Origin of the sequence: Enterobacter sp. WPR_3_1, assembly GCF_003635055.1 — a bacterium.
Lineage (GTDB): Bacteria > Pseudomonadota > Gammaproteobacteria > Enterobacterales > Enterobacteriaceae > Enterobacter > Enterobacter ludwigii.
Window position 1 is genome coordinate 134,842 of record NZ_RBXU01000011.1, and the last position, 18,861, is coordinate 153,702.

Below are 18,861 nucleotides of genomic sequence, written 5' to 3' on the forward strand. Positions count from 1 at the left end.
TATTGAAATTTCGCCTGCTGAAATAGAACCCTTCCTTCAGAAGCAGGATCTAACATGTCTTCCATCGTCGATACACTTATTTCTCATCAGCACCAGCCTAAATCCGGCTGGCAGCTCTTCAATAATCTGGCCTTCGGGAAGATCACTCCGGGGCTGGCATGGCAAAACCCCGCTTATCGACGTAAATTCATGCTCCGTTCGCTGATGACACCGTTCAGCACCACGCGTCTGCTGTCAGAGCTGGCAAAGCAGCCGCGCCTGATGCAAATGTTGCAGGTACAGCCGGGGCTGCCGTGCCGCCTGCACCGCCCGTGGTTAACGGTGGACATGGATCGCCGACAGGCGCTGGAATCGCTGACCTGGCACTACCAGACCATGACGCGCCAGCTTCCGGCAACGCTGGTCAAGGGTTACCTTTCACCGCAGGGGGCAACCCTGCTGACCCTGACCGGAAAAGACGAACAGCAGTTTACTGTGCGCCTGTGCGCCGACGCCTTCATGGATAAAGAAGGTGAAGCTACCCTCGTCTTTTGTAACCATCAGAATACCGTGCTGGCGGAAATGACCTTCACGCTGTGCCTGTTTGAAGGAAAAACAACGCTGTTCATCGGCGGCCTGCAGGGGGCAAAAGCACATGTTCCACATGAACTGATCCAGGGGGCGACCAAAGCGTGTCACGGCCTGTTCCCGAAACGCCTGCTGGTTGAAACGGCAATGACGCTTGGCGCAGCTTTCCCGGTTGAGCATATTGTCGCGGTGAGTAACGCCACGCATATCTACCGCAGCTGGCGTTACCGCAAGAAAAAAGAGGGAAAATTGCTGGCCGATTATGACAGCTTCTGGCTCTCCCTCGGCGGGCAAAAACAGGATAACGGCCACTTCATGCTGCCGCTCGCCATGCCCCGTAAGCCGATGGACGAGATTGCGAGCAAAAAGCGCGCTGAGTACCGCCGCCGCTATGCGTTACTGGACAGCCTGACGCAACACGTCACGCAGGCGACCCGCGCTTAATCCGCTTTCCCGCGTGCCAGCCACAGCACGCGGGAGAACATCTTGCGCAGCAGCGTCGGCACGGACTCCACGCCACGTCTCCCCGCTTCCGTCGCCACCTCAATCGCTAAATCAGGTTTTGAAGAGCGGTGGATGGCTTTGGCAATCACGCGCCGCATGTTCATTGGCACATCCACCGGCACCATCGCAATCCGGTGGAACACGTCGTCGAACCCCTGACGGTACATAAAGTGCTCCATGTCCATGGCCGGCAGCATGGTTAGGTGGTCGCGCTCTTCTTCGCGCTCATTATTCAGCAGGCCACGCACGGTCGCGGCATATTTTTTTCCCGCTTCGTCACCATCCACCAGCACATGCCATTCAATGCCCATCCGCCGGGCGAATTTGATCAGCGGCTTGATCCCCGACTGGGCAAATTCGATGACCTTGATACCTTCGGCATCAAAATGGTGGCCACACTGACGCGCCAGTTCGTTGATAACCCAGGTTTCCGTTTCTCCCTCAACCAGCAGCCAGCAGCGGGCAAACAGCGACGACGCACGATTAAAGCGGATGTGGAACGAGATACGGCGTCCCTCTTCCGCGTTCATCCCGCCCGGCCCGAGGCGATAGGCGGTGACGCGGGAAGACTCACGAACCAGACGGCAGACGTGCTCGACCGGGGTCAGCGACAATAACTCGCCGGAATTGGTGGTGGTCACGCGCTGCAGCGGCAGCAGATTCAACAGGTGCCACGCCACCGAGAGCATGATCGGGTGCAGGCGCGTTTCCGGGTCTTCCACCAGCAGCAGCGGGCGGGCGTCACGGTCGAGACGAACGGTGCCCTTGGCCTGCAGTAGCGTCGAAAACAGCCCCAGCAAAATCACCCGATGGGTACGACCACCGGGCCTGTCAATCATCCGGTTAATGATATCGAGGTAACGCCAGCTACGTTGCTCATCGTGAGAGCGGCGGCGCATCAGACGATGACGCGACTCCGACGTCCCCTGCTCGGAAAAATAGTGTTCCAGCAGTTGTACCATTGCCGACAACCCCTGGCGGATTTGACCATCGGTCAGATTTTGCGGACGCGCCACCAGCTCTCGCGCCAGGAAATCCAGCTCGCGGGCGGTCACTTCCACTTCCGGCATATTCGGTACGGTGCCGTTGCGGATCCGCCGCATAAAGCGCGCATCACGCAGGCGCAACACCGGCATCAGGCGAATCAGGTGGCGAGCCAGGTCGTCGATGTCATCCAGCGGAATAGGGTTGGCTTTCTCATCGAGGAAATCACGCAGGGTTAATACGCCCTCATTTTCTGCCATCTCACCTTCCAGCCGGTAGAAAATCCGGTGGAAACCGTCGTCGCACGGGACCCAGCAGGGTGATAACGGCCGGAAACGACGCACACGATGACGCCCCGGCTCGGATTCGCGGAACGTCAGAATAATGTGCAGGTGTTTTTCGCGGCCGTTCACATCGCCGGGAGGAAACCAGAAATCATCATGGGCAAAGTGATACAGATCGTCTTCGGGCGAAAGCAGCAGCGTCAGCGCATCCAGCAGGCTGGACTTACCCCACGCGTTCTCACCGATCAGGACGTTGTTCTGCTCAAGCTGCAGCGACAGGCGGTTAATACCGCGGAACCCAACAATTTCCACACGTTCGAGAAGCATAAATCCCCCGCGAGATGATCACTTTTTCCTTTAAGTTATCAGCAGTATAGCGGCAGGAACTTTGACACGACAGCACAACCTTCGTGCTGTAGAGAATTGGTCTATGCTCTATTTACCGTCGATTTGAACAAGGAATGACATCACGTTGCCATAAATCAAATTAACCGAATTAATTTTAGTGGCGAAGGGATGTTTTTGTTTTTAAAATAATGGCTCTTTGAGTCGTCATCCCTTTTTTGACGATATCCCGCACGCAGGAACGCGTGTGAAGTTTATTATTGAGGTGGTTATGTTTAGAAAATTAGCAGCAGAATGCTTTGGTACATTCTGGCTGGTGTTTGGTGGCTGCGGTAGCGCCGTTCTGGCAGCAGCATTTCCGGAATTAGGTATTGGTTTTGTCGGCGTTGCGCTGGCATTCGGTTTAACCGTATTAACCATGGCGTTTGCCGTGGGTCATATTTCCGGTGGTCATTTTAACCCGGCGGTGACATTAGGTTTATGGGCGGGCGGTCGTTTCCCTGCTAAAGAAGTCATTGGTTATATTGTGGCCCAGGTTGTTGGCGGAATTATTGCTGCAGCGGTTCTGTACGTTATTGCCAGCGGTAAAGCCGGCTTTGACGCCGCCGCAAGCGGCTTCGCCTCAAACGGTTTCGGCGAACACTCCCCTGGCGGTTACTCCATGCTCTCTGCCATCGTGATTGAAATTGTGCTGACCGCAGGCTTCCTGCTGGTGATCCACGGCGCAACCGACAAATACGCCCCGGCGGGCTTCGCGCCTATTGCCATTGGTCTGGCGCTGACGCTTATCCATCTGATCTCTATTCCGGTCACCAACACCTCCGTAAACCCGGCGCGCAGTACTGCCGTCGCTATTTTCCAGGGCGGCTGGGCGCTTGAGCAGCTGTGGCTGTTCTGGGTAATGCCAATCATCGGCGGTATTCTGGGCGGCGTGCTGTATCGCACCCTGCTGGAAAAACGCGATTAATTGCGTGTGCAGTCGGGTAGCACTTACGCTTACCCGACCTGCATGACAACACTCAGGCCGGGTCAGGCGTTGCTGCCACCCGGCTTTTTTGTTGCTCCTTTACCTGACAACGTTTATTGGGTAGTGTCTCTGGCGCTTAACAGATATTCACAAGGACCCGTTGTTCATGTTTTCAGGACTCCTCATCATTCTGCTGCCTCTGATTGTGGGCTACCTTATCCCGCTGCATCGCGAATCCGCGTTACGGCTTATCAACCGTTTTCTGAGCTGGATTGTCTACGTCATTCTTTTCTTTATGGGGATAAGCCTGGCGTTTCTGGATAATCTGGCCACCAATCTGCTGGCGATCCTGCATTATTCTGTCGTCACCTGCGCCGTTATTTTGCTGTGCAATATTGCCGCACTTTTCTGGCTTGAGCGCACTATTCCGTGGAAAAATCACCACCATCAGGAAAAACTGCCGTCACGAATTGCAATGGCGCTGGAATCTTTAAAATTATGCGGCGTCGTGGTGCTGGGTTTTGTTTTTGGGCTGAGCGGATGGAATTTTTTACAGCACGCGACGGAAGCCAGTGAATATACCCTCATTTTCCTGCTGTTCCTTATCGGTATTCAGCTGCGAAATAATGGCATGACGTTGAAACAGATTGTCCTTAATCGCCGTGGAATGATCGTCGCGGTTATCGTCGTCATTAGCTCACTGGTGGCGGGCGTGATTAACGCTTTTATTCTCGGCCTGCCGTTAAAAACCGGTCTGGCAATGGCCTCCGGATTTGGCTGGTATTCCCTTTCCGGTATTCTGCTGACCGAATCGTTCGGTCCGGTCATCGGGAGCGCCGCCTTCTTTAACGACCTGGCGCGAGAATTAATTGCCATTATGCTGATCCCGGGCCTGGTGCGCCGCAGTCGCTCGACCGCACTGGGGCTGTGTGGCGCCACGTCGATGGACTTTACCCTGCCGGTTCTGCAGCGTTCAGGTGGGCTGGAGATGGTGCCTGCCGCCATTGTGCATGGCTTTATTTTGAGCCTGCTGGTTCCCGTTCTGATGGCGTTTTTCTCCGCCTGATACTCCTCTGACGGTAGGCTTTCTGCCGCCAAAATTGCGCTAAATCAATCTCCCTCTATTTTGTAGAAGAAAGCCCTTTTCACCGTTCAGTCACAGGCATAATCTCAAACATGTATATCAAATATAACTTTAACAGGTGTGATTATGTTTTGTGTGCAATGTGAACAAACCATCCGTACCCCGGCAGGCAATGGCTGCTCTTATGCGCAAGGTATGTGCGGCAAAACCGCAGAAACATCAGACCTGCAGGATCTGCTGATTGCCGCCCTGCAAGGCCTTTCCGCATGGGCATTCAAGGCCCGCGAATATGGCATTATTGACCACTATGTAGACAGTTTCGCCCCCCGCGCCTTTTTCTCCACGCTGACTAACGTTAACTTTGATTCCCCGCGCATCGTCGGCTATGCCCGCGAAGCGATTGCGTTGCGTGAAGCGCTCAAAGCGCAGTGCCTGAGCGCCGATGCCAACGCACGGGTAGAAAACCCAATGGCAGACCTGCAGCTGGTGAGCGACGACCTGGGCGAGCTGCAGCGTCAGGCAGCAGAATTCACCCCCAACAAAGATAAAGCGGCGATTGGCGAGAACATTCTCGGCCTGCGTCTGCTCTGCCTGTACGGCCTGAAAGGGGCCGCAGCCTATATGGAACACGCGCACGTTCTGGGCCAGTACGATAACGCTATCTATGCTCAGTACCACAAAATCATGGCGTGGCTGGGTACCTGGCCTGCTGAGATGAATCCGCTGCTCGAATGTTCAATGGAAATCGGCCAGATGAACTTCAACGTGATGCGTATTCTGGATGCCGGTGAAACCCGCACCTACGGCCACCCGACGCCGACGCAGGTTAACGTTAAAGCGACCGAAGGCAAGTGCATCCTGATCTCCGGCCATGACCTGAAAGACCTCCATAACCTGCTGAAGCAGACCGAAGGCACGGGCGTTAACGTCTATACCCACGGCGAAATGCTGCCCGCACACGGCTACCCGGAACTGCGTAAATTTAAACACCTGGTCGGGAACTACGGCAGCGGCTGGCAGAACCAGCAGGTTGAGTTCGCCCGTTTCCCGGGCCCCATCGTGATGACCTCTAACTGCATCATCGACCCCACCGTTGGCGCGTATGACGACCGCATCTGGACCCGCAGCATCGTTGGCTGGCCGGGTGTGAGCCACCTGGAAGGGGATGATTTCGGCCCGGTCATCGCCCAGGCGCAGCAGATGGGTGGCTTCCCGTACAGCGAAATCGAACATCTGATCACCGTCGGCTTTGGTCGTGAAACCCTGCTCGGTGCCGCGGATTCACTGATTGACCTCGTGAGCCGTGAAAAACTGCGCCATATCTTCCTGATTGGCGGCTGTGACGGCGCGCGCGGTGAGCGTAACTACTTCACCGATTTCGCCACCAGCGTACCGGAAGATTGCCTGATCCTGACGCTGGCGTGCGGTAAATACCGTTTCAACAAGCTGGACTTCGGCAACATTGAAGGTTTGCCACGTCTGGTCGATGCGGGTCAGTGTAACGATGCCTACTCTGCCATCATTCTGGCCGTCACGCTGGCGGAAAAACTGGGCTGCGGCGTCAACGATCTGCCGCTGTCGCTGGTGCTCTCCTGGTTTGAACAGAAAGCGATTGTCATCCTGCTGACCCTGCTCTCTCTCGGTGTGACCAACATTGTGACCGGCCCCACCGCACCCGGCTTCCTGACACCGGATCTGCTGGCCGTGCTGAACGAGAAGTTTGGTCTGCGTTCCGTGACCACCGTAGAAGAAGATATGCAGCAGCTGCTGAGCGCGTAAGGAGTTATTCATGACCATGCCAACCTCACAATGTCCGTGGCGGATGCAGGTTCATCACATCCATCAGGAGACGCCGGATGTGTGGACGCTGTCCCTGCTGTGCCATGACTACTATCCGTACCGTGCAGGTCAGTATGCGCTGGTCAGTGTCCGCAACTCAGCGGACACGCTGCGCGCCTACACGATCTCCTCAACGCCGGGCGTGAGCGAGTACATCACGCTCACTATCCGCCGTATCGATGATGGCGCAGGCTCGCAGTGGCTGACCCGGGACGTGAAGCGCGGGGATTACCTCTGGCTGTCGGACGCACACGGGGATTTCACCTGTGACGATAAAGCGGAAGATAAATTCCTGCTGCTGGCCGCCGGGTGCGGCGTCACGCCGATCATGTCAATGCGTCGCTGGCTGGCGAAAAACCGTCCGCAGGCAGATGTTCAGGTGATCTTCAGCGTGCGCTCGCCGGAAGATGTGATCTTTGCCGAAGAGTGGCGTAACTATCCGGTGACGCTGGTGGCGGAACATAACGCAACCCACGGTTTTGTCGCCGGACGTCTGAGCCGCGAACTGCTGCAAAGCGTCCCGGATCTCGCGGATCGTACCGTGATGACCTGTGGGCCGGCGCCGTATATGGATATCGTTGAGCAGGACGTGAAAGCGCTGGGCGTGACCCGCTTCTTCAAAGAGCAGTTCTTCACCCCGGTGGCGGAAGCGGCAACCAGCGGAATTACGTTCACCAGACTGCAGCCTGCTCAGACCTTCTTTGGCCGGGTCGGCACCACGCTACTGGACGCGCTGGAAAGCAACAACGTGCCGGTGGTGGCAGCATGTCGTGCTGGTGTATGTGGCTGCTGCAAGACCAAAGTGGTCTCCGGTGAGTACACCGTGACGAGCACCATGACACTGACCGAGGCAGAAATCGCCGACGGATACGTGCTGGCGTGCTCGTGTCATCCACAGGGCGATCTTGTGCTGGCGTAATCAGCCAACGCGCGAATGACGGGGGTAAGCGCTCGCGTTTACCCCCGGTTAGTACGCCTACCGCCAGACCGGCGCTTTCCCCAACGCAAAACGCCCAGCGCCTAAGCATGCTATCGCCAGCGCACCGATAAAGAAGTACACCAGGCTCTCAATCGCCCAGGCACCTACCGCGTCCAGCGCAAAGGTTTCCCCCGTCCCGACCATCAGCCACGCCACAATCATGGTAAACGCCAGCACCAGCGCCGCCGGGCGCGTAAAAAGCCCCACGATAATCAGGACAGGCGCCACCACTTCGCCAATGAGCACGCCGTAGGCGATAAACCCCGGTAATCCTTTTTCCACCAGCATGCCGCTGATGAACCCCACGCCACCCAATAACTTGTGTAAACCGTGAAAAAGCATCAGCCCACCGACGGCAAGTCGTAACAAGAGTTTGCCGGCATCGTCGCACGATAGCTTTTCATTAACAGCAATTAACAATGATTTAACCATTTGAAATGATTCCTGTTTTCATCTGTGTGATGACCAGATTATGCCGAATCATTGCGGGTGAAAAGCACCTTTTAATAAGGGGGAAAGCGCGGCAATACAGTGACTTTCTTCTAAGCTTGTAAGCGATATCACTTAAAGGAGATGGACACCCATGAAACAAACCGTGGCTGCATACATAGCAAAAACCCTCGAGCAGGCAGGCGTAAAGCGCATCTGGGGCGTAACCGGCGACTCCCTGAACGGGCTGAGCGATAGCCTCAATAAGATGAAGACCATTGAATGGATGCCAACCCGTCATGAAGAGGTTGCCGCCTTCGCGGCTGGTGCGGAAGCGCAGGTGACGGGTGAACTGGCCGTCTGCGCCGGATCGTGCGGACCGGGCAACCTTCACTTGATCAACGGCCTGTTTGACTGCCACCGTAATCACGTACCGGTCCTGGCGATTGCCGCCCACATCCCTTCTTCCGAAATCGGCAGTGGCTATTTTCAGGAGACGCATCCTCAGGAGCTGTTCCGTGAATGCAGCCACTATTGCGAATTAGTTTCCTCACCAGAACAAATCCCTCAGGTTCTGGCCATTGCAATGCGCAAAGCCGTGCTTAACCGCGGTGTTTCGGTGGTCGTTATTCCCGGTGACGTGGCGCTGAAGGCCGCGCCTGAAGGTGCCAGTTCGCACTGGTATCACGCCCCACAGCCTGTCATCACGCCGGCTGAAGAAGAGCTCAAAAAGCTCGCGCAGCTGCTGCGTTACTCCAGCAATATCGCCCTGATGTGCGGCAGTGGCTGTGCGGGCGCGCACAAAGAGCTGGTGGAATTTGCCGGCAAGTTAAAATCCCCGATTGTTCACGCCCTGCGCGGCAAAGAGCACGTCGAATATGACAATCCGTATGACGTGGGCATGACCGGACTGATCGGTTTTTCCAGCGGTTTCCACACCATGATGAATGCCGACACGCTGATCCTGCTCGGCACCCAATTCCCGTACCGCGCGTTTTACCCGACGGATGCCAAAATCATTCAGATTGATATTAACCCGGGCAGTATTGGTGCCCACAGTAAAGTCGATATGGCGCTGGTAGGGGACATCAAATCCACCCTCGCCGCCCTGCTGCCGCTGGTGGAAGAAAAAACCGACCGGAAGTTCCTCGACAAAGCCCTCAGTGATTACCGCGATGCACGCAAAGGACTGGACGATCTTGCCAAACCGAGCGACAAAGCCATTCATCCCCAGTATCTGGCGCAGCAAATTAGCCATTTCGCGGACGACGACGCCATTTTTACCTGCGACGTGGGCACCCCGACCGTCTGGGCGGCACGCTATCTGAAGATGAACGGCAAACGCCGTCTGCTGGGGTCGTTCAACCACGGTTCGATGGCCAACGCCATGCCGCAGGCGCTGGGGGCCAAGGCCACCGCACCAGAGCGTCAGGTGGTGGCGATGTGCGGCGACGGCGGGTTCAGCATGCTGATGGGCGATTTCCTGTCGGTTGTGCAGATGAAGCTCCCGCTGAAAATCGTGGTCTTTAACAACAGCGTGCTGGGCTTTGTGGCGATGGAGATGAAGGCAGGTGGCTATCTGACGGACGGCACCGAGCTACACGACACCAACTTCGCGCGCATCGCTGAAGCCTGCGGCATCACGGGTATTCGCGTAGAGAAAGCCTCAGAAGTCGATGAAGCCCTGCAGCGCGCCTTCTCCATCGACGGTCCGGTACTGGTGGATGTGGTGGTGGCGAAAGAAGAGCTGGCGATCCCACCGCAGATTAAACTCGAGCAGGCCAAAGGATTCAGCCTCTATATGCTGCGCGCCATCATCAGCGGACGCGGTGATGAGGTAATCGAACTGGCAAAAACCAACTGGCTCAGGTAAAACATTTCACATAACCTCTTAAATTAAAGGGATGTGAAATGATTGATTTACGCAGTGATACCGTTACCCGTCCGGGTCGCGCCATGCTCGAAGAGATGATGGCCGCCCCGGTCGGGGACGACGTCTACGGTGACGATCCGACGGTGAATGCGCTGCAGCGTTATGCCGCCGAGCTAAGCGGTAAAGAGGCCGCCCTGTTTCTGCCATCCGGCACCCAGGCCAACCTGGTGGCGTTGCTCAGCCACTGCGAACGCGGTGAAGAGTATATTGCCGGTCAGGGCGCGCACAATTACCTGTACGAAGCAGGCGGTGCGGCGGTACTGGGCAGCATTCAGCCTCAGCCGATAGATGCCGCCCCGGACGGCACCCTGCCCCTCGACAAGGTCGCGGCGAAAATCAAAGTCGATGATGTGCATTTCGCCCGCACCAGGCTGCTCAGTCTGGAAAACACCCACAACGGCAAAGTGCTGCCGCGCGAGTACCTGAAAGCAGCGTGGGAATTCACCCGCGAGCGCAAACTCGGGCTGCACGTGGACGGCGCGCGCATCTTTAACGCCGTGGTGGAGTATGGCTGCGAGCTGAAAGACATCGCGCAGTATTGCGATTCGTTCACTATTTGCCTGTCTAAAGGGCTGGGGACGCCCGTTGGCTCGCTGCTGGTGGGCAATGCGGACTACATTAAACGCGCGGTCCGCTGGCGTAAGATGACCGGCGGCGGGATGCGCCAGGCCGGTATTCTGGCAGCAGCCGGACTGTACGCCCTGAAAAACAACGTGGCCCGCCTGAAAGACGATCATGAAAACGCCGCGTGGATGGCCGCACAGCTACGCGAGATTGGTGCAGACGTCATGCGCCACGATACCAACATGCTGTTCATTCGCGTGGGCGAAGAGCACGCTGCCGCGCTGGGTGAGTTTATGAAAGCCCGTGGCGTGTTGATCAACGCCTCGCCGGTGGTACGCCTGGTTATGCACTTAGACGTTAATCGTCAGCAGCTGGCAGACGTGGTGAAACACTGGCAGGCGTTTTTACAGCGCTAAGGAGCAGAGCGTGCCGCAACGTATTCTGGTACTCGGTGCCAGTGGGTATATCGGTCAGCATCTCACCACTGCGTTAAGTCAGCAGGGGCACCAGGTGCTGGCCGTGGCACGCAACACGGAGCGTCTGCAAAAACTGCACCTGCCCGGGGTGACCTGTCACAACGTCGATCTCAACTGGCCCACGACGCTGCCGGCGTTACTGGAAGGGGTCGACACGCTTTACTACCTTGTTCACAGCATGGGCGAAGGGGGCGATTTTATCGCCCACGAGCGTCAGGTGGCGATGAACGTTCGCGACGCGCTGTTGCGCACACCGGTGAAGCAGGTGATTTTTTTAAGCTCGCTGCAGGCGCCTGCTAACGAGCAGTCCGATCATCTTCGCGCCCGTCAGCTCACGGCTGAAACCCTGCGCGGCGCAAATATTCCCGTCACCGAACTGCGGGCGGGGATCATCGTCGGGGCCGGCTCCGCCGCGTTCGAAGTGATGCGCGACATGGTGTACAACCTGCCGGTGCTTACCCCGCCGCGCTGGGTGCGATCGCGCACCACGCCGATTGCGCTGGAAAATTTACGCCATTATCTGGTGGCCCTGCTGGACCATCCGGCTGAGCAACACCGTGTGCTTGAGGCTGCCGGCCCGGAAGTGCTGAGCTACCAGCAACAGTTCGAACATTTTATGCGTGTCAGCGGCCGCCGACGCTGGCTGATCCCCATTCCCTTCCCTACCCGCTGGATCTCGGTGTGGTTTTTAAACGTCATTACGTCCGTGCCGCCGACGACCGCAAAAGCGCTGATCCAGGGGCTCAAACACGATCTGCTGGCCGACGATCGCGCGTTGCGTGCGCTGATCCCCCAGACGCTGATCCGTTTCGATGATGCGGTACGCAATACGCTCAAGGAAGAGGAACAGCTGATGAACTCCAGCGACTGGGGCTACGACGCCCAGGCGTTTGCCCGCTGGCGGCCTGAGTACGGTTACTTTCCTAAACAGGCTGGCTGCACGGTGAACACCCCGGCAACTCTGGCGGACCTGTGGGAGGTGGTGAATCAGATTGGCGGCAAAGAACGCTATTTCTTCGGCAATATCCTCTGGCAAACCCGTGGCGCACTGGATCTGCTGGTAGGACACAGGCTGGCGAAAGGCCGTCCTGCGCACCCGTATCTTGCGGTAGGCGATACGGTTGACAGCTGGAAGGTGATCATCGTCGAGCCCGAAAAACAGCTGGCACTGCTGTTTGGCATGAAAGCGCCCGGTCTGGGACGGTTGTGCTTTACGCTAAAAGACAAAGGCGACCATCGAGAACTGGACGTTCGTGCCTGGTGGCACCCGCACGGGATGCCGGGGCTTTTCTACTGGTTGTTAATGATCCCCGCTCACCTGTTTATCTTTCGCGGAATGGCGAAACGTATCGCGCAGCTGGCAGAACAAAAGACGAAAATAACTCAATAAAACTCTTATTCTTTCACCTTTCCCATTGCAACCCGCCGTAATTCACGAAAGAATGCGCACGAAATTCTTTTTCAACACAGTGGATTGATATGAAGGTACTGGTTACCGGGGCGACCAGCGGCTTAGGCCGAAATGCGGTCGAGTTTCTGCGCAACAAAGGCATCAGCGTCAGGGCCACCGGTCGCAACGAAGCGATGGGTAAACTGCTGCAAAAAATGGGCGCAGAGTTTGTCCATGCCGACCTGACGGAGCTGGTCTCCTCTCAGGCCAAGGTGATGCTGGCCGGTATCGATACGCTGTGGCACTGCTCCAGTTTTACCTCCCCGTGGGGTACCCAGGAAGCTTTTGACCTTGCCAATGTGCGTGCCACCCGTCGTCTGGGTGAATGGGCCGTGGCCTGGGGCGTGCGTAACTTTATTCATATTTCCTCCCCGTCTCTCTATTTCGACTATCACCATCACCGCGACGTGCAGGAAGATTTTCGCCCGGCGCGCTTTGCCTGTGAGTTTGCCCGCAGTAAAGCGGCCAGCGAAGAGGTGATCGATCTGCTGGCGCAGTCGAACCCGCACACCCGTTTTACCGTATTGCGTCCTCAGAGCCTGTTCGGCCCGCATGACAAAGTGTTTATCCCGCGTCTGGCGCAGATGATGCACCACTACGGCAGCGTGCTGCTGCCCCGCGGTGGCGATGCGATGGTGGATATGACGTACTACGAAAATGCGGTCCACGCCATGTGGCTGGCAAGCCAGCCGGACTGCGATACCCTGATTTCCGGTCGCGCGTACAATATCACCAACGGTGAGCCCTGCACGCTGCGCAGCATCGTGCAAAGGTTGATTGACGAGTTGCAAATCGACTGCCGTATTCGTTCCGTGCCCTACCCGATGCTGGATATGATTGCCCGCAGTATGGAGCGTCTTGGGAGTAAATCGGCGAAAGAGCCTGCGTTGACGCACTACGGTGTGTCAAAGCTCAACTTTGATTTTACGCTGGATATCACCCGCGCAGAGAACGAACTGGGGTATAAGCCGATTGTCTCCCTGGATGAAGGGATTGTGCGTACTGCCGCCTGGTTGCGTGACCACGGTAAATTGCATCGCTAATTGAGTGCGCTCATCTCAGAGAACAGAGACGAAAACGGCAACCCGAAGGTTGCCGTTTTGTTTTACAGCGCCGTCCAGGCGTCTGACCACGCCAGACCCGCGCCTGGCTCGTAGTACGCCGGGGCATTGTTACACCAGCCGCTGTACGGGAACGGTTTGCACTGGAACAGTTTACCGTGGTTATTCACGATATCGCCTGCCTTGTACTTGCTGTTGGCGCTCCACGCGGCGTAAGCACCTGAGGTACCGTCGTTTTCAGACGGCGTCGTGGCTTTCGCTTTAACGTTCAGCAGATAGGAAGTGGTGCTGCTCAGCTCGCCATCGCTCACGGTCAGGCTGACTTCATACTGTTGAGCCGTCGCAGACTCTGGCGCGGTAAAGGTCACCACCGCCTTATCTTCACCGGTGACCGTCTGGCCATCCTGTGAACGCCAGGTGTAGGTCAGCGTATTGCCGTCCTGGTCAGTGGATCCTTCTGCGCTCAGGGATACCTGCGCGCCCGCTTCCACCGCACCGATTGGGCCCGCAATCTGCGCGACCGGGGCGTGGTTTACCACGGTCGGTTCTGCCGGCGTTTCGTCCGGAACCGGTGCCGGTGCCGGGGTTTCATCTTCCGATGGCGTCGGTGCCGGAGTGACCGGATGCTCGTCCGGCGTCACGGCGGAACCGTCATCATTGATAATGTTGACGTTATAGAATTTCTTCACGCAGTTCGTGTAGTCACCCTCTTTAAAGGCGCTGAATGGCGTCTGATAACCGACCAGCTGGCAGGAATACGTTTTACCGTCTGGCGTATCGGCACTCCATCCCCAGTCCTGCTCCCAGTAAATCTTCAGCGCACCGGAGCCGCCTTCATCGAACTGCCTCATGTTGGCACAGCCGAGCACTTCATTTGCCGGGACAGGCACTTTCAGGTACTTCGCAAACTCTTTGTAGTACTTGATACGGTTTTCAGACTGGGCAATCTCAGTCGGGCCGCCACACTCTACGCCACCGTTAATGATCTGGGTGGTCACGCCGAAGCCCGGAACCAGGCCGTTGGCTTTGTCATGATCGTTTGGCTGCCAGGTGCCGTCGATAACCTGCAGCATGCTCGGTTTCGGCGGCTGCGGATAGGCGAAGAAGAAGATGGCGCTTGCCAGGTTCAGCCAGGTGTCAGCCACCAGCTCCGGCTTGTCGAGCAGCGTGCGGACAGTGCCGAACATCGCTTCAGAGAACGGACCGTAGTTGTAGTTATAAGACAGCTGTTTAGCCCCACGGCCAAAGTAACTCACGAAATCGCCGTCTTTGTCTTTGCCGCACGGCCAGGTTTGTCCCTGCCAGATATCAGGATTACATTCGCCGTTGTAACCGCCTTTCTGCCCTTCGGTCCAGCCCATTTCGCGAACGTGAACCAGCGCCTGACGCCATTCGGCTTCCGGACGCCAGCTTTCGTGGCCGCCGGTTTCCTGTGCGAAGTGGGCAAACATGGTGGCCAGCTCTTTACGGCAGATAGCGTCGCTGTCACGGCCGTCGTTGTAGGTCTTACACAGCGCCGGGAATTTGCCCACCGCTTTCAGGAAGTTACTGTAGGTGTAGGACTGCGCTCGCATCGGGAAAAGGTATTCCCAGTCGCTGGCCTTCACAATGCCTTCAACGCGTTTGACGTTATCCGGGTTCGCTGCACGGCCTGGCTCAATCAGCTCAACCTGGGCATTATCCAGCGTACGAATGGTGTCTTTAACCGACGCCATCAGTGGAAAGTTAGTCAGTTCCTGTTCTTTCTTCGCCAGATCGCTGGCTTTCAGGGTGAACGGCTCGCTGGTGGTTGCCTGCAGCGTCGCAGCCTGTGCCATGAAAGGCGCAATGCATGCACCCGCAACGAGCACGCTCAGTAAGGTCCTTTTGGTCATTTCAACTCATCCTATATATAGCAACAAGGGTTAATGCAATCACGGTTTATGTATTATTCCCTTAATAAATAAACCAAAGAGTGCGGTAATTTTTCATTTTCTGAAGCGCACCTATGGGTACGCTTCAAAAAACAAAAAGCAGAATTAATAAGAGGAACGAGGTTTTATCTCCTGATATTTCGCCCAGACCTTGCGGGCATAATTCATGCGCTTTGAATAATTCTCTTTTTTCACTCCCGCGTTATAAGCCCCGACGGCTTCCCAGTTATAGCCATATACGTTGATCATCGTCGACAGTATTGACGCGCCCACCATAATGGAGGTGCAGGGCTCGGTCACAAGCCGGTTCTCGTCAATGCCCTGGCGCTGCAGTTCGCTGAAATGCGTGCTGTTAATCTGCATTAATCCCACATCCCGCGAGCCATCCTGATTCCACCCCACGGCATTCGGATTCATACCGGATTCCACCTGCGCAATGGCATATAATAAATACGGATCGACATGATAATAATGCGCCGCTTTATCCCAGCAATTTGCTGCCGCACTCTGACTTAAAATAAGCAATAACAATAAAAAGCGTTTCATCTCATTACCTGTTTATTTACTGACGATCCTTCTCCTTGCGCACGCTGTCTTATTCCGGAAGGGGTTGACCACACCCGAAACGGGGTGTGGTCAACGATTGCAGGCGATATCAAACCCGCAACCTCAGGCTAAGATGGTTATTTGCAGTCTGCTGACGCGCCTTCTTTCACCCATACATCGCTGTTACCTGGTTTATCACCACGGGTCCACCATTTCGCACGGTAGACATACCCCTGGTAGGTGGTCGTATCGCCACCGTTGTAAACCACATCTGAACGCCAGTTCATCTTCACCTGGCTGACCAGCTCCCACGCATCCGCGTCAAAGCCAGGTTTATTGCCCTGTGTCCAGTACTTCGCTTTCCACACCAGGTTGTCGGCGCTCACGGTGTCACCACTGTTGTAGATTTTGCTCGCACTCCAGGCCGGGTACTGGCTGGCACTGGCATCAACAGGTGCATCACAGCTGCCGGTGGCAGAGCCTTCATCAGAAGGTGGCGTGACCTCATCGGCTGGTGGTGTCACCTCGTCAGACGGCGGCGTGACCTCATCGGCTGGTGGTGTCACCTCGTCAGATGGCGGCGTGACCTCATCGGCTGCTTTTGGCGTGACAATAACCTGCACGTTCGATTGAACGCTGGTTTTACCGTCGCTGACCACCACGCTCAGGGTGTAGGTGGAATCGGATGCGACAGCCGGTGCGGTGATATTCACGTTCGCGGTGTCAGTTCCGGTTGCGTTCATGTCCGCCGGCACGCTCCAGGCATAGGTCAGCGCGTCACCATCCGGATCGGCTGCCTGCGCATGCAGGGCATAGGTTTCACCCGCCTGCAGCGTGATGCTTTCCATCGGGTTGACCACCGGTGCCTGGTTCGCTTTAGGTGCTTTGTTCACGACCTGAACATCAATGGCGTTCGTCAGGCCTTTCGCATCTTTCACCGTCAGGCGGAAGGAGAGCGTCTGGTTCTGAGTCACTGCCGCCGCGCCGAAGGAGGCTTTGGCTTTCGTGCTGTTGGTAAGGGTCACGGCTGGACCGGAAATCTGGGTCCACTTATAGGTAATGGCGTCGCCGTCCGGATCGCCAGACGCAGAGCCATCAAGGGTGACGGTAACAGGCCCGGTCACGGTCTGATCGGCAGCCGCAGCGATCGGCGCATGGTTGGTGACAACGGGATCAACCGGCGTTGAACCGCCGCCCAACAGGCTTTCGTTCATCGCATTAAGGATGTCGCCATTGTCCGAGTCGATGGACCAGGAGAACAGACCGCCCAGGTTTTTCGCCAGCACATACTTACCTTTTGCCGTGGTAGAACGCGCGTCTTCATAGGTAATCAGGTCGCCGGTGGCTTTATTGAACAGATACGGCGCTTCTGCCGCGGCATCGTATTTGTATTCCCAGCCTGGCTTGCCTTTGTACTCGTTCGCAATCTGACGGTAGTCAACCACGCCCGGTTCCCAGGTGCCTTTGACCGCGCCCGTTGCCGTACCGGTGAACGGATTGTCGCCGGTGTAGCCATGAACGCCGGTCCAGCCGCGACCGTACATGCCCGCCCCCACAACAATCTTGCCCGGCTGCACGCCCTGCTCCAGCAGCGCGTTCACGCCGTTTTCAGTGGTGTAGTTGGTGTCCGGTTTCCACTCCGCGCCGTGCAACGCCGCCTGGTGGCCGAGATCAGTGTTGCTCCAGCCGCCGTAGAAGTCGTAGCTCATCAGGAAGATGTGGTCGAGGTACTGCTGCGCCGTGGTGTAATCCACGTCTTCAATTTTGTCTTTACCGGAACCAATGGCGGTGGTCAGCTCGTACGTACGGCCCGTTTCTGCTGACAGCTCGTTCAGCATCGCGCGCAGATCGTGCATCACCGCGGTATAGGTGGCTTTGTCCTGAGCAGGGTTGCCAAGATTTTCCGACACACCACCACCACCCGGGAATTCCCAGTCAATATCGACCCCGTCGAAGAATTTCCAGGTTTTCAGGAACTCTTTCACGGAAGAGACGAAGCGCGCGCGGATCGCTGAATCATGCATCTGGAAGAACGGATCGGACATCGTCCAGCCGCCAATGGAAGGCAGCACTTTCAGATCCGGATGGGCTTTTTTCAGCGCCATCAACTGACCAAAGTTACCTTTGTAGGGGTCGTCCCAGTTGGTCACGCCGGCCTGCGGTTTTTGCAATGCCGCCCACGGATCGTGAATGGCCACGGTGTAATCCTGACGGCCCGCACAGGCGCGCTGCAGCGCGGCGAAGCTGTTGCCGTTCTCAACCGTTTTTAATCCGTCGTTGATGCCATCACCGCCACAGATCGGAATGAAACCGTACAAAATGTGGTTCAGGTTCGCCGCAGGGATTTTATCCACCGGGAACTCACGCCCATAGACGCCCCACTCAGGGAAATAGGCACCCACCACTTTGTCCGTATGTTTAGAGAAAGTTTTGTTATTTTCCTTCAGGGTGGTGTTCAGCGGCAGCAGATGGCTCCCGTCCGTGTCCGCCACGATGATCAGTTTGCTGGCACTTTTAGAACACCCGCTGGCGTTACAGAGTTCAACCTGCTCCTGATAGCGTCCGCCCTTTTTCACTTTGAAGGTGGCTGACCCGGAGGCGCTTGCGGCGCCACTCCACACGGCCTGACCATCCAGAAGCACTTTTGCCGAGGTTGGCGCATCGCCGCTCCAGACGTTCCACTCAACTTTCACATCCGCGCCATCATGGACTTTCACAAGGCTGTTATAGTCTTGCGCTGCCTGGTCAACTTCAACAATCGCAAACTTATCATTGCCACTGCTGAGGGTTGGCGTACCTGGCGCCGCCGCGAAGGCAGAGCTGGACGCCGCTGCAACGAAAAGCGCCAGATATTTAGGCTTCATAAATTTCATTTTTATTTCCTGATAAATTTATTTGTAAACGTTAATGACCCATGTCTTCCTTTAAAACATGGA

The 18,861-nt window shown here is 56.4% G+C and carries 14 protein-coding genes; 9 read left to right on the top strand and 5 right to left on the bottom strand.

Features of this window, described 5'->3' with window-relative positions; all coding sequences use genetic code 11:
- Nucleotides 1–54: 54 nt before the first annotated feature.
- On the top strand, nt 55–1,011 hold the full coding sequence (locus tag BJ887_RS14690; protein ID WP_121340048.1) for a VirK/YbjX family protein: 957 nt from the start codon (nt 55–57) through the stop codon (nt 1,009–1,011).
- Here BJ887_RS14690 and BJ887_RS14695 read toward each other — a convergent pair.
- The gene (locus BJ887_RS14695) at nt 1,008–2,666 is read right to left on the bottom strand and encodes an ATP-dependent endonuclease (RefSeq protein ID WP_014169354.1); all 1,659 of its coding nucleotides are present in this window, start codon (nt 2,664–2,666) and stop codon (nt 1,008–1,010) included. The two genes, BJ887_RS14690 and BJ887_RS14695, sit on opposite strands and share 4 nt — an antisense overlap.
- Nucleotides 2,667–2,955: 289 nt before the next feature.
- Between BJ887_RS14695 and aqpZ the strand changes: the two genes are divergently transcribed.
- The 4 genes from aqpZ (at nt 2,956) to hcr (ending at nt 7,493) form a co-directional block, all read left to right on the top strand.
- Nucleotides 2,956–3,651: an aquaporin Z gene (aqpZ, locus tag BJ887_RS14700; RefSeq protein ID WP_094918119.1), complete on the top strand. Its 696-nt coding sequence runs from the start codon at nt 2,956–2,958 to the stop codon at nt 3,649–3,651.
- A gap of 166 nt (nt 3,652–3,817) precedes the next feature.
- Nucleotides 3,818–4,717, top strand: a complete 900-nt coding sequence (locus tag BJ887_RS14705; RefSeq protein ID WP_050736571.1) for a lysine exporter LysO family protein — start codon at nt 3,818–3,820, stop codon at nt 4,715–4,717.
- 144 nt (nt 4,718–4,861) lie between these two features.
- Nucleotides 4,862–6,514: a hydroxylamine reductase gene (hcp, locus tag BJ887_RS14710; protein WP_121340049.1), complete on the top strand. Its 1,653-nt coding sequence runs from the start codon at nt 4,862–4,864 to the stop codon at nt 6,512–6,514.
- 10 nt (nt 6,515–6,524) lie between these two features.
- Entirely contained in the window at nt 6,525–7,493 is a 969-nt protein-coding gene (hcr, locus tag BJ887_RS14715; protein ID WP_014169350.1) for an NADH oxidoreductase, read from the top strand.
- A 57-nt stretch (nt 7,494–7,550) separates the two neighbouring features.
- Here the strand turns inward: hcr and BJ887_RS14720 are convergent, their stop codons facing one another.
- Complete coding sequence (locus BJ887_RS14720; protein ID WP_014169349.1) at nt 7,551–7,985, bottom strand: DoxX family protein; 435 nt, start codon at nt 7,983–7,985, stop codon at nt 7,551–7,553.
- Between the two features lie 151 nt (nt 7,986–8,136).
- Here BJ887_RS14720 and poxB point away from each other — a divergent pair, with 151 nt between their 5' ends.
- From poxB to BJ887_RS14740, 4 genes are all read left to right on the top strand, one after another.
- Nucleotides 8,137–9,855, top strand: a complete 1,719-nt coding sequence (gene poxB, locus BJ887_RS14725) for a ubiquinone-dependent pyruvate dehydrogenase (RefSeq protein WP_014169348.1) — start codon at nt 8,137–8,139, stop codon at nt 9,853–9,855.
- Nucleotides 9,856–9,893: 38 nt separating this feature from the next.
- The gene (ltaE, locus tag BJ887_RS14730) at nt 9,894–10,895 is read left to right on the top strand and encodes a low-specificity L-threonine aldolase (protein WP_020884843.1); all 1,002 of its coding nucleotides are present in this window, start codon (nt 9,894–9,896) and stop codon (nt 10,893–10,895) included.
- Between the two features lie 10 nt (nt 10,896–10,905).
- Nucleotides 10,906–12,345, top strand: coding sequence for an SDR family oxidoreductase (locus tag BJ887_RS14735; RefSeq protein ID WP_032677782.1), 1,440 nt, complete (start codon nt 10,906–10,908; stop codon nt 12,343–12,345).
- An 89-nt stretch (nt 12,346–12,434) separates the two neighbouring features.
- Nucleotides 12,435–13,448, top strand: a complete 1,014-nt coding sequence (locus BJ887_RS14740) for an NAD(P)-dependent oxidoreductase (protein WP_020884845.1) — start codon at nt 12,435–12,437, stop codon at nt 13,446–13,448.
- A 62-nt stretch (nt 13,449–13,510) separates the two neighbouring features.
- On the opposite strand, the gene BJ887_RS14745 is transcribed toward BJ887_RS14740, so the two are convergent.
- The 3 genes from BJ887_RS14745 to BJ887_RS14755 form a co-directional block, all read right to left on the bottom strand.
- On the bottom strand, nt 13,511–15,340 hold the full coding sequence (locus BJ887_RS14745) for a chitinase (RefSeq protein WP_121340050.1): 1,830 nt from the start codon (nt 15,338–15,340) through the stop codon (nt 13,511–13,513).
- Nucleotides 15,341–15,484: 144 nt separating this feature from the next.
- Nucleotides 15,485–15,925, bottom strand: coding sequence for a type III secretion system invasion protein IagB (iagB, locus tag BJ887_RS14750; protein WP_020884847.1), 441 nt, complete (start codon nt 15,923–15,925; stop codon nt 15,485–15,487).
- Between the two features lie 137 nt (nt 15,926–16,062).
- Complete coding sequence (locus BJ887_RS14755) at nt 16,063–18,798, bottom strand: glycosyl hydrolase family 18 protein (protein WP_121340051.1); 2,736 nt, start codon at nt 18,796–18,798, stop codon at nt 16,063–16,065.
- Nucleotides 18,799–18,861: the final 63 nt, after the last annotated feature.

Bases quoted from the DNA above. Each gene is read 5' to 3' on its own strand.
- BJ887_RS14690 (WP_121340048.1), top strand. From the start codon at position 55: ATGTCTTCCATCGTCGATACACTTATTTCTCATCAGCACCAGCCTAAA.
- BJ887_RS14695 (WP_014169354.1), bottom strand. From the start codon at position 2,666: ATGCTTCTCGAACGTGTGGAAATTGTTGGGTTCCGCGGTATTAACCGC.
- aqpZ (WP_094918119.1), top strand. From the start codon at position 2,956: ATGTTTAGAAAATTAGCAGCAGAATGCTTTGGTACATTCTGGCTGGTG.
- BJ887_RS14705 (WP_050736571.1), top strand. From the start codon at position 3,818: ATGTTTTCAGGACTCCTCATCATTCTGCTGCCTCTGATTGTGGGCTAC.
- hcp (WP_121340049.1), top strand. From the start codon at position 4,862: ATGTTTTGTGTGCAATGTGAACAAACCATCCGTACCCCGGCAGGCAAT.
- hcr (WP_014169350.1), top strand. From the start codon at position 6,525: ATGACCATGCCAACCTCACAATGTCCGTGGCGGATGCAGGTTCATCAC.
- BJ887_RS14720 (WP_014169349.1), bottom strand. From the start codon at position 7,985: ATGGTTAAATCATTGTTAATTGCTGTTAATGAAAAGCTATCGTGCGAC.
- poxB (WP_014169348.1), top strand. From the start codon at position 8,137: ATGAAACAAACCGTGGCTGCATACATAGCAAAAACCCTCGAGCAGGCA.
- ltaE (WP_020884843.1), top strand. From the start codon at position 9,894: ATGATTGATTTACGCAGTGATACCGTTACCCGTCCGGGTCGCGCCATG.
- BJ887_RS14740 (WP_020884845.1), top strand. From the start codon at position 12,435: ATGAAGGTACTGGTTACCGGGGCGACCAGCGGCTTAGGCCGAAATGCG.
- BJ887_RS14745 (WP_121340050.1), bottom strand. From the start codon at position 15,340: ATGACCAAAAGGACCTTACTGAGCGTGCTCGTTGCGGGTGCATGCATT.
- iagB (WP_020884847.1), bottom strand. From the start codon at position 15,925: ATGAAACGCTTTTTATTGTTATTGCTTATTTTAAGTCAGAGTGCGGCA.
- BJ887_RS14755 (WP_121340051.1), bottom strand. From the start codon at position 18,798: ATGAAATTTATGAAGCCTAAATATCTGGCGCTTTTCGTTGCAGCGGCG.